Origin of the sequence: Streptomyces sp. UNOC14_S4, assembly GCF_020740835.1 — a bacterium.
Taxonomy (GTDB): Bacteria; Actinomycetota; Actinomycetes; order Streptomycetales; family Streptomycetaceae; genus Streptomyces.
This window is the reverse complement of sequence record NZ_JAINFC010000266.1, coordinates 1-10,296: the sequence shown is the minus strand read 5'-3', so window position 1 is coordinate 10,296 and position 10,296 is coordinate 1. Positions and strand designations below refer to the sequence as shown.

Below are 10,296 nucleotides of genomic sequence, written 5' to 3'. Positions count from 1 at the left end.
GGTACCGCCTCCGGTGGATTTCTGAGTACTCATGGGCGCGACCGGAGCGGCCGGTGCGACCGGCGCGGCCGCCGGGGCAGCGGCGCCCGGCGTCTCGCGCAGGACGTCGACGCCGTAGTCGGAGGCGATGCCCGCGAGGCCCGAGGCGTAGCCCTGGCCCACGGCCCGGAACTTCCACTCGGCGCCGTGGCGGTACAGCTCTCCGAAGACCATCGCGGTCTCGGTCCCGACATCCGTGGCCCGGATGTCGAAGCGGGCCAGTTCGGCGCCGCCGTTCTGGTCGACCACGCGGATGTGGGCCCGGCTGACGTGCCGGAAGTCCTGCCCGCGGGCGGCAGCCTCGTAGAGGGACACCGGGAAGACGATCTTCGCCACATCCGCCGGGACCCGGCCGAGGTCGACGTGGATCTGCTCGGCGTCCCCGGCTCCGGGACCACCGGAGTGCCGTACGGAGCCCTCCGGGCTGCTCAAGTTGTTGAAGAAGACGAAGTGCCGGTCGGACAGCACCTTCCCGGACTGGCCGCACAGCAGCGCGCTGGCGTCCAGCTCGCACCCGGGGCCCGCCTCCCAGCCCAGCCCGACCGTCACCGCCGCCACACCAGGCGCCTGCCTGGTCAGCGAGACGTTGCCGCCCTTGGTCAGGGGCACACCCATCTCCGTTCCTCCCCGACTGCTCCGGCCTTCGCGCCTTCGCGCTCATGGCGAAGGATGCGCGCGGAGCGTTTCCAGTTCCCTGAGGGCACGATACGTAACAAGTGGGCCGGGAGAGCAATCGACCCATGGGGATGATGGGAATGATGGGGTGATGGGGATGTTCGCCGGGCGCGCACGGTGCTTGTACCGACTGAGTGACGATCGCTCAGGTCGCAGCTGTCCTTGAAGCCCTGGCTCGCCAGGCCCAGCGCGTTGTTGAAGCAGCAGTACGCCGCGGTGATGCGCCACGGACACGGATGAATGCCGGGACCTGTTCTCCCCGGGAGCCCGGCGTTCGCGTTCACGTTCACGTTCATGTTCACGTCTGCTCCGAACGGGCGGCGCTCGCGCCCCGTCCCGGGTTGTCCGCCGCGCTCCGCCGCCGCCCGCTGGTAGATCGGCGGGATGAGGCGTGACGCGAAGGAGCCCGCCATGCGCGAGACCCCGGGGGTGCCCTCCACCGCCACGACCGCCGTGCGGATCGGGGCCGCCTGCGCGGGCGCCGTCCCCGCGGTGGCCGTGCGGCTGAGTGGGGCCGGACTCGCGCCCGGGTGGGCCGTGGCCGTCTTCGGTCTCGGAGTGCTGTCCTCGGCGCTGCTGCTGATGTGGGCCGCCGAGACCGCCCGCGCCGACATGGCCGGAGCCCTCGCGCTCGCGCTGCTGGCCTTCATCGCGGTGCTGCCCGAGTACGCCGTGGACCTCTACTTCGCGTGGGCGGCCGGCTCGGACCCCTCGTACGCCGCCTACGCGGCGGCCAACATGACCGGCGCGAACCGGCTGCTCGTGGGCGTCGGCTGGCCGCTGGTCGCGCTCGCCGCCGCGCTCGCGCTGCGCCGCCGGGGCGAGCGCGGCACGGGCATCGAGCTGGAGCCGCACCGCCTCATCGACGTGGCGTTCCTCGCGGTGGCCGCCGTGTTCGCCTTCGTCATGCCGCTGACGCGGGAGATCGGCTGGTACGTCCCGGTGGTCCTCGTCCCGTGGTACGGCTACTACCTCTACCGGATCGGCAAGTGCAGCTCCGCCGAGATGGAGGAGCTGATCGGTGTTCCGGCGCGGCTGGCCGCGCTGCCCGCGGGGCGCCGCCGCACCACCACCGCGACGCTGTTCGCCGCCGCGGCGGCCGTCGTCTTCGCCTGCGCGGAGCCGTTCGCCAACGGCCTGGTCGAGGCGGGGGCCTCGCTCGGGATCGACCGTTTCGTCCTCGTCCAGTGGCTGGCCCCGCTGGCGTCCGAGGCCCCCGAGCTGATCGTCGCGGTGGTCTTCGCGTGGCGGCTGCGGGCGAGCGACGGCCTCGGCGCGCTGCTGTCCAGCAAGGTCAACCAGTGGACGCTGCTGGTGGGCTGTCTGCCCCTCGCCCACGCGCTCGGCGGCGGGGGAGCGGACCTGCCCCTGGTGACGCGGCAGGTCGACGAGGTGGCCCTCACCGCCGCGCAGACCGTGCTGGCCGTCGTGGTCCTGCTCGGGCTGCGGTTCGGCCGCCTCCAGGCCGCCGTGCTGTTCGTCCTCTTCGCGGTGCAGTTCGCCCTTCCGGGGGAGTACGCCCGGCTCGTCCTCACCTATGTGTATCTGGGCCTCGCGGCCCTGCTGCTGACGACGCGTGTGCGGCACCTTCCCGCCGCTGCCCGCGCCCTGGGCGGACGGATCGAGGGCGACCCGCACCACTGACGTGACCGTGTGCCGTACGCGTCGGGTCAGGGCTCGGTGATGAGGTCCGTGAGCGCCCTGATGCCGTCCGTGGCCAGCACCCGGCGCTGCCGGTCCGCTGGGGTGCCACGCCGCAGCAGCCGGTGGACCAGCGTGCTCACCTGGCCGAGGTCGCCCGACTCCTCCAGCGCCTGCCCGATGTGCCCGAGCATGCCGTACACCACGTCGTCGGCGTCGCGGCGCCTGCCCTCGGGGTCGATGAGCATGCCCTCCAGGCCGTACCGGGCGGCGTGCCAGTTCGCGATGGACAGCAGCTCCTGCGGGCACCGCGGGCTGGCCCGGCCGCTCTTCTCGTCACGGATGGCCGTCGCCACCAGGCCGCGTACGATCCCCGCGAACATCACTGCGTCGTCGGCGCGCAACTGCACGTCCAGGCAGCGCACCTCGATCGTCGGATAGCGGTCGGACAGCCGCGCCTGCCAGTACAGTTGCCCCCGGTCGGAGATCGTCCCGGTCGCGAGCAGCGCCTCGACGCGCTCCTCGTAGTCGGCCAGGTCGGTGAAGGTCGGGGGCGGGCCGCTCACGGGCCAGCGGCTGTAGACCACGGTGCGCCAGCTCGCGAAGCCGGTGTCCTGGCCGTTCCACAAGGGGGAGTTGCCCGCCATGGCCACCAGCACCGGCAGCCAGGGCCGGACGCGGTTGAGCGCGGCGACCCCCATCTCCCGGTCGGGGATGGCGACATGCACATGCATCCCGTTGATCAGCTGCTCGTCGACGAGTTGGGCCGCGCTGGAGCGCATCGCCAGATAGCGCGGCTTGCGCGTGACGGGCACGGGCACGAGTCCCGCGCGCGGCGCCGTGCCGCACGCGGCGATCCGGCAGCCGGCCCGCTTGGCGGCGGAGCTCACGGCGTGGCGCAGCCGCAGCAGGTGACGGCTCGCCTCGGCCAGGTCGGCGCAGACCGGAGTGGCGACTTCCACCTGGGCCTGCAACAACTCCGCCTGAATCTCCCGCTCATGGTCGACCGGCTCCAGGTCCACCGCCGCGCAGATCTGTTCCGCCTTCGGAACGGGCAGTGCGGTGGCCGGGTCGAGCAGAAGATACTCCTCCTCGATCCCTAGGGTGAGCATGCCGTAGGGCTACCCTCACGATGTCCGGGCGAACCGCACGGGGCCCGCCCCCGCGTATTTCTGACGCAAAGACGTTCCGGCCCTGTACGGAGGCCCCTGCCGGGGGCTGTTCATGACCGGATTTCATTCTCGGCGGCCCGGTTCCGGAATTCTCTCAACTCCCTTGGAAAAAGAGGGGTTGCCTGGTTTGTTTGAGGTGGAAAAGCACACCGGTTCCGCCCTTGACGGTGAAGTGAAGAAGTTCACAGAAAGGCGTTCCGGCTCGGGATTCCGGCGTCCCGTGGTGCAGGATCTTGGGTCGAACAACAAGATCCCGTCACCGAGGCGGGCCACCCGGGCGGACGCCGAGTCCTGCCGCCGTACCGGGTGCGGAGCAGACAAACGGATCGGCAGGAGCGGGAGACCCAAGCACGGCGAACCACGATGGCGGTGGTTCTTGGGGTGAAGCCACGATGTGGCCGGGCAACTTCGACAGCCCGAACCCGACAGGTCATCTTTCGCAGGCGGATGACGAAGGGTAATTCGACATGCCTGCTTTCTCCGGCATACCCGCGCTCGTGTCCCGCGCCGGCGCCGCGACCGTCCTGACCGCCGCGACCGTCACGGCGTCGATGCTGCTCCCGGGGGTCTCCGGCGAGGCCCAGGCGGCGACGCCGGGCCAGACGGCGCTCAAGGTCGCGGCTTCCAAGCAGGGCTCGCCGTACGAGTACGGCGCCGCGGGCCCCAACCGGTTCGACTGCTCGGGTCTGACGCTCTATTCGTTCAAGAAGGCCGGCAAGAGCCTGCCGCGTACCGCCGCCGACCAGTACAACACGACCCGGCACATCTCGGCGGGCTCCCGCCAGCTCGGTGACCTGGTCTTCTTCCACTCCGGCAGCGACGTCTACCACGTGGGCATCTACGCGGGCGAGGGCAAGATCTGGCACTCGCCCAAGCCCGGCGCCTCCGTGCGCCTGGAGAAGATCTGGAACAGCGGCGTCTGGTACGGCCGCGTCTCCTGACCCGGGGCCTCTTGCGACCGCGTGGAACGGTCCCTGTACGCCGGCTCGCGCACAGGGACCGCCGGTGGCCGTTCCGGCTCCGGCCGCTCGGTGTCAGGGCAGTTGCGCCCCGACCGCCTGAAGGGCCGCGGGGACCGGCTGGAAGAAGGTCTCGCCGCCGCCGGAGCAGTCGCCGCTGCCGCCCGAGGTGAGGCCCAGTGCTGTGTCACCGTCGAAGAGGGGGCCGCCGCTGTCACCCGGCTCAGCGCACACGGTGGTGTCGATGAGGCCCTCGACCGTGCCCTCCGCGTAGTTCACGGTCGCGTTGAGGCCGGTGACCTGGCCGCCGTGCACGCCGGTGGTGCTGCCGCTGCGCTGTACCTGTTCGCCGACGGTGGCCTCACCGGCCCGGCTGATGTTCTGCAGGCTGCCGTTGTAGAGGTCCACCGCGCTCGGGTGGTCGATGTTCGAGGTGTAGCGCACCAGGGCGTAGTCGTGCCCGGGGAAGACCGATGTCTCGGTCTGGCCGATCTCGCTGCCGCCCTGCGTGTCCGACCAGGTGGCCGAGGCGTTCCCGCAGTGACCCGCCGTCAGGAAGTACGGCTGCCCGCCCTTGGAGACGTTGAAGCCGAGGGAACAGCGCACTCCGCTGCCCCAGATGGCGTCGCCGCCCGCGATGAGCGGACGGAACTGGCCGGCTGTTCTCCTCAGCGTGGCCTTGTCGCCCAGGCCCGCCACGACCTTGTTCAGCCGCGCCAGCTTCGCGCCGCGCACGGTGCTGTCGGCCGTGACGGTCACCTTGTTGGTCCTGGGGTCCACCGACCACGCGGTGCCCGGGATCGAGGCCTCGGTCTTCAGGGTCGCCCTCGCCGACGCGACGTCGGCCGCCGAGAGCCGTGCCTGCGACGGCGCGGCGTGGGCGGTGGGCAGGGCGAGCGCGGTGACCGCGAGGACCGCGGCGGCGCTGCCCGCCACGGCCGTACGGCGTGCGGATATCCGTGGACGTTTCACTCCTTGCACCTCCATGTGGGGGGTGCCCGGTGACATCGATGTCCGGGCACGGAGGGACGGGTGACGCGACGACACGGGCGGGACCGCCGATGATGGTCGCGTCCATGTCAATTCCTGGGAGTATGGGCGCCGACCGGTGAGCGGACAAGGAGGGGCGCGGTTGTCCGATAATTCTTTGCCGACCCTTAACGACGGCGCAGGTGTCACCGGCAGATGCGCACGGCATGCGGAACGGCCCGGCCGTATCCGTGCGGTGCCCGTGCCGTATCCGTGCGGTGGCCGCTGGGACGGATGCTGGGGTGGCCGCCGGGCGGACGCCGGCGCGGCCGCCGTGGCGCACGCGGAACGGGCCCCGGCCGCGAGGCGGCCGGGGCCCGTGGGCGTCGGCGGCTGTCCGGCCGCCGACGGGTGCGCCGTGCTTACTGAGCGCCCGTCGTGTGGGTCGGCCGGATCGGGTTGCGGGGCGAGCCGGCCGGCTGGCCCGTGGTCTCCGGGGTGCCCTCCACGTGCTCGATGGGCGCGCCCAGACCGGCGAGGATGGCCTGCTCGCTCGGCGTGTTCTGCTCGGCCGGCTGCTGCGGGGTCTCGGCGGGGTTCTGGGCCTCGGTCATGGGGTAACTCCTGTCATGCGTGTGAAACACGTTCTGCCCCCCGTATGGAACAGAATGCAAACCGTGTCGGACACGGTTCGATCCGCAGTATGTGACACTCCGATCAACAGGCGATCAACAGATGCATAGCAGGCGACATACTGACTCCTCGGCGCCGACCGGGCCCTGAGATACTGTCGCCCTTGGCGCCGGGCGGAGCGGACACGGCGCGTTCGGGGGAGAACATGGGCGACAGCGGGGCAGAATCCGGCACACGGCTCTCCTTCCAGCTGCTCGGACCCGTCCGCGCACAGCTCGACGGGCAGCAGATCGAGCTCGGCGCCCGCCAGCAGCGCGCCATGCTCACCGTGCTCCTCCTGCGCGGCGGGCGCACGGTCTCCAGCGACGAACTGATCGACGCCCTCTGGGGCGAGGAGGCCCCGCCCCAGGCGCTCGGCACCATCCGCACCTACGCCTCGCGCCTGCGCGGACTCCTCGAACCCGGCCGCGTGGCCAGGACCCCGGCCACCGTCCTCGTCTCCTCCTCCGGCGGCTACGCCCTGCACGTCCCGCCGCAGCAGGTCGACGCCGTCGTCTTCCAGCAGCGCCTCGCCGAGGCCGCCGACGCCCGCGAGGCGGGCGACATCGAGCTCGCCCACACCCGCTACGCCGCCGCCCTCGCCCTCTGGCATGGCGCCGCGCTGGCCGGGCTCCCCGGACCGTACGCCGAACGCCAGCGGCACCGGCTCTCCGAGGCCCGCCTCGTCGCCCAGGAGGGCCTCTTCGACTGCGCCCTCGCCCTCGGGCGGCACGCCGAGATCATCCCCGAGCTGAGCTCGCTCGCCGCCGAGCACCCCCTGCGCGAACGGCTGCGCGCCCTGCTCATCCTGGCCCTCTACCGCTGCGGACGGCAGGTCGACGCCCTGGCCGTCTACACCGACACCCGCCGCCTCCTCGTCGCCGAACTCGGCGTCGAGCCCGGACCCGAACTCACCGAACTGCACGCCAGGGTCCTCGCCGCCGACCCCGGCCTCGCCTTCACCGCGGCCGCGTCCGCCGCTCCCGCCGAGGACGGCCCGGCCCGGCCGTCCGGCCGCCCCACGGCCGTGCCCTTCCAGCTCCCCGCGGGCATCCCCGACTTCACCGGCCGCGAACAGCTCGTCCAGGACGTCCGCGCCGCCCTGACCGAGGCCTCCGGGCCCGCCGTGATGATCGCCATGCTCACCGGCATCGGCGGTGTCGGCAAGACCACGCTCGCCGTGCACGCCGCCCACGCGGCCCGTCCCGACTTCCCCGACGGCCAGCTCTACGTCGACCTCCAGGGCCAGGGCCCGCACCCCGCCGACAGCGGCAGCGTCCTGTCCCACTTCCTCCAAGCCCTCGACGTCCCCGAGACGGACATCCCCGACGACCTCGGCCAGCGCGCGGCCCTCTACCGGTCCGTACTCGCCGACCGGCGCGTCCTGCTGCTCCTCGACAACGCCCGCGACGCCGCCCAGATCCGCCCCCTGCTGCCCGGCACGGCGGGCTGCGCCGTCCTCGTCACCACCCGGTCCCGCGCCATCACCCTCGGCGGCGCCCGCCACTTCCACGTCGGCGTCGCCACCGCCCCCGAGGCCCTGTCCCTGCTCGCCGCCATCGTGGGCACCGAGCGCGTGGCCGCCGAACCGCGGGCCGCCGCCGCGCTCGCCGCCGCCTGCGGCCACCTCCCGCTCGCCGTACGCATCGTGGCCTCCCGGCTCGCCGCCCGGCCCGGCTGGACCATCGCCTCCCTCGTCACCCGGCTCGACGACGAACGCCGCAGGCTCGACGAACTCCAGGCGGGCGACCTCACCGTGGAGGCCACTTTCCGGCTCGGCTACGCCCATCTCGCCGAGGACCAGGCCAAGGCCTTCCGCCTGCTGGCCCTGGCCGCCGCACCCGACCTGTCGCTCCCCGCCGCCGCGGCCCTCCTCGGCTGCGACGAGTTCACCGCCGAGGACCTCGCCGAGGAGCTCGCCGACGCGGGCATGCTGGAGTCCTACGCCACCGGCCGCTACCGCTACCACGACCTCCTCAGGCTCTACGCGCGCCGCCAGGCGGAGCAGACCGACAGCCTGGAGGAGCGCGGCGCCGCCGTCCAGCGACTGCTCGACCACCACCTGGCCACCGTCGGCAACGCCTCCCGCACCCTCGAACCCGACCACGCGCTCCAGCGTCACCTGCACCCCGTCGCCGTGCCGGGCGTGCCCTTCGCCGACGCCGACGACGCCCGCCAGTGGCTGCGCCACGAACACATACCCCTGGCCTCCCTCCTCGCCCAGGCCGTACCCGGCGCGCCCGACGCCCTGCGGCCCGCGGGCGACCTGCTCCTCACCTGGTCCGGCCTGATCGAGGGCCCCGCGCACCGCGAGGAGCTGCGCAGGCTCTCCGAGCTCACGGCCGACACCGCGCACGCCCGCCGCGAACCGCGCGTCGAGGCCCGCGCCCGCTACACGCTCGGCAACCTCCACTACCTGACCGACGTCTACGACGCCGCCGAACGCGAACTGACCCACGCGCTGCGCCTCGCCGACGAGGCCGACGACACCCTCTGCCGCCACCTCGCCGCCAACGCCCCCGGCATCCTCCACCTCGCCACCGCCCGCCCCACCGAGGCCCTCCCGCTCCTGGAGCTCGCCCGCTCCCTGTGCGACGGGCTGGACGACAAGGGCAGCGAGGCCCGCGTGCTGGGCAACACCGCCCGCGTGCACCTGGCGCTCGACCAGCCCGCGGAGGCCGAACGCGCCGCCGCCGACGCCGTCCGGCTCGCCGAGGAGACCGGGAACGGGCCCACCATCGCCATGACGCTCTACCAGCACGGCTACGTGCTGCGCCGCACCGGCCACCCGGGCCCCGCCGCCGACCGGATGCGCGGCGCGCTCGGCCACTTCATCTCCCAGCACCAGCGCGGCTGGGAGGGCCTGGCCTGGGCCCGCCTCGCGGAGTGCCGCCTCGACGAATGGCGCGACGAGGACGCCGTCTCCTGCGCCGAGGAAGCCCTGCGGATCGCGCGGGAGCTCGGCAAGAGCTACTGCCAGGGGCTCGCCCACGCCGTACTCGGCCAGGCGCTGGCCCGGCTCGGCCGCCCGGAGCGCGGCTACACCCACCTCAAGGAGGCGCTCGCCCTCTTCGAACGCCTCGGCGTACCGGAGACGGCACCGACCCGGGCCCTCCTCGACGCGGCGACGGCGGCACGCCCGACGTGAACGGCTGGTATGGCGACGGTGGCACGCCTGACGTGAACGCCTGACATGGCGACGGCGGCGCGCCCGACCTGAACGGCTGGCATGGCAATGGCCGCACGCCCGACCTGAACGGCCGTTCCGGCGCACTCCGCGCGCGTTGCCCGGGACACGCGCGCCCGCGGTGAGCAACGCGATCCCGCCTGCTCCACCTGTACGGGTGACGGCTGTACCCGAGCACACCGGAAGCGCGGGCCACGGCTGTCAGGCTTGGCCCATGAGTCGCCGTACCTTCGTCGTGACGGCCGCCGGAGCGGCTCTCGCAGCACCGGCCCCAGCGGCCTCCCGGACCACCGGGCCGGACAGCGCGACCGATCCCGCTCCCGTGCCCCCGCTGCTCGGAGTGCCCTTCCACGGCATGGGCGACGGCTATTGGCACGACGGCAGGCCCACCCCGGCGCTCCCGCGCGACCTGGACACGCTGCGGGCGTACGGCGTCGGGCTCGTCCGCGTCGACGTGTCCTGGCGCCGCAGCCAGCCGGAGAGGGGCGTTCCGGACGCCGGGGTCCCCTACAACCAGCGCCTCGCGGCCGTCCTCGACGCCGCCGCCGAGCGCGGCCTCCACGTCCTCGTCACCCTGCGCGAATCGCCCACCTGGGCCCGGGAGGGCGCGACCCCGCGCGACCCGTACGCGTGCTTCCCCGACGACCCCGAGGCCGTCCGGCCCTGGGCGCGGTGGCTCGCGGCCACCCACGGCGGGCGGGTCACCGCCTGGGAGGTGTGGGACGAGCCCAACCGCTCCGCCGCCACCGGCATCGCCGACCCCGCCGAGCGCGTCACGCGCTACACCGACCTCCTCCGGGTCTGCTCGGAGGGGCTGCGCTCCGTCCCCGAGCCCGCGCCCGTCGTGCTCGGCGGCCCCTGCCACACCGACCACCGCTTCGTCCGGGATGTCTACGCCGCAGGCGGCCGCGACCACTTCGACGTGCTGGCGCTGCGGCCACGCCTGGACGGGCTCGCGCGCGACCCCTGGTCGGAGGGGCCG

The 10,296-nt window shown here is 73.2% G+C and carries 6 protein-coding genes, 2 pseudogenes and 1 riboswitch; of the genes and pseudogenes, 4 read left to right on the top strand and 4 right to left on the bottom strand.

Annotated features, from left to right (window positions below; translation table 11 throughout):
• Positions 1 to 102: 102 nt before the first annotated feature.
• Positions 103 to 654: pseudogene (locus K6I34_RS22595) on the bottom strand (TerD family protein); the annotation flags it as partial.
• Positions 655 to 1,125: 471 nt separating this feature from the next.
• Here K6I34_RS22595 and K6I34_RS22590 point away from each other — a divergent pair.
• Positions 1,126 to 2,358 (top strand): hypothetical protein, encoded by a 1,233-nt coding sequence (locus K6I34_RS22590; protein ID WP_229328152.1) that lies wholly within the window; start codon positions 1,126 to 1,128, stop codon positions 2,356 to 2,358.
• Between the two features lie 26 nt (positions 2,359 to 2,384).
• Here the strand turns inward: K6I34_RS22590 and K6I34_RS22585 are convergent, their stop codons facing one another.
• Complete coding sequence (locus tag K6I34_RS22585) at positions 2,385 to 3,467, bottom strand: glutamate--cysteine ligase (RefSeq protein WP_229328151.1); 1,083 nt, start codon at positions 3,465 to 3,467, stop codon at positions 2,385 to 2,387.
• A gap of 332 nt (positions 3,468 to 3,799) precedes the next feature.
• Positions 3,800 to 3,989, top strand: a riboswitch (cyclic di-AMP (ydaO/yuaA leader).
• Positions 3,990 to 3,994: 5 nt separating this feature from the next.
• Here K6I34_RS22585 and K6I34_RS22580 point away from each other — a divergent pair.
• The gene (locus K6I34_RS22580; protein ID WP_229328150.1) at positions 3,995 to 4,468 is read left to right on the top strand and encodes a C40 family peptidase; all 474 of its coding nucleotides are present in this window, start codon (positions 3,995 to 3,997) and stop codon (positions 4,466 to 4,468) included.
• A 93-nt stretch (positions 4,469 to 4,561) separates the two neighbouring features.
• Here the strand turns inward: K6I34_RS22580 and K6I34_RS22575 are convergent, their stop codons facing one another.
• A complete protein-coding gene (locus K6I34_RS22575; protein WP_229328149.1) occupies positions 4,562 to 5,458 on the bottom strand; it encodes a S1 family peptidase in 897 nt (298 codons plus the stop codon).
• 419 nt (positions 5,459 to 5,877) lie between these two features.
• Positions 5,878 to 6,069, bottom strand: coding sequence for a hypothetical protein (locus tag K6I34_RS22570; RefSeq protein WP_229328148.1), 192 nt, complete (start codon positions 6,067 to 6,069; stop codon positions 5,878 to 5,880).
• A gap of 224 nt (positions 6,070 to 6,293) precedes the next feature.
• On the opposite strand from K6I34_RS22570, the gene K6I34_RS22565 reads away from it, so the two are divergent.
• Both K6I34_RS22565 and K6I34_RS22560 read left to right on the top strand, forming a co-directional pair.
• Positions 6,294 to 9,275, top strand: coding sequence for an AfsR/SARP family transcriptional regulator (locus K6I34_RS22565; protein ID WP_229328147.1), 2,982 nt, complete (start codon positions 6,294 to 6,296; stop codon positions 9,273 to 9,275).
• A 253-nt stretch (positions 9,276 to 9,528) separates the two neighbouring features.
• Positions 9,529 to 10,296: pseudogene (locus K6I34_RS22560) on the top strand (hypothetical protein); the annotation flags it as partial.

Bases quoted from the DNA above. Each gene is read 5' to 3' on its own strand.
- K6I34_RS22590 (WP_229328152.1), top strand. From the start codon at position 1,126: ATGCGCGAGACCCCGGGGGTGCCCTCCACCGCCACGACCGCCGTGCGG.
- K6I34_RS22585 (WP_229328151.1), bottom strand. From the start codon at position 3,467: ATGCTCACCCTAGGGATCGAGGAGGAGTATCTTCTGCTCGACCCGGCC.
- K6I34_RS22580 (WP_229328150.1), top strand. From the start codon at position 3,995: ATGCCTGCTTTCTCCGGCATACCCGCGCTCGTGTCCCGCGCCGGCGCC.
- K6I34_RS22570 (WP_229328148.1), bottom strand. From the start codon at position 6,069: ATGACCGAGGCCCAGAACCCCGCCGAGACCCCGCAGCAGCCGGCCGAG.
- K6I34_RS22565 (WP_229328147.1), top strand. From the start codon at position 6,294: ATGGGCGACAGCGGGGCAGAATCCGGCACACGGCTCTCCTTCCAGCTG.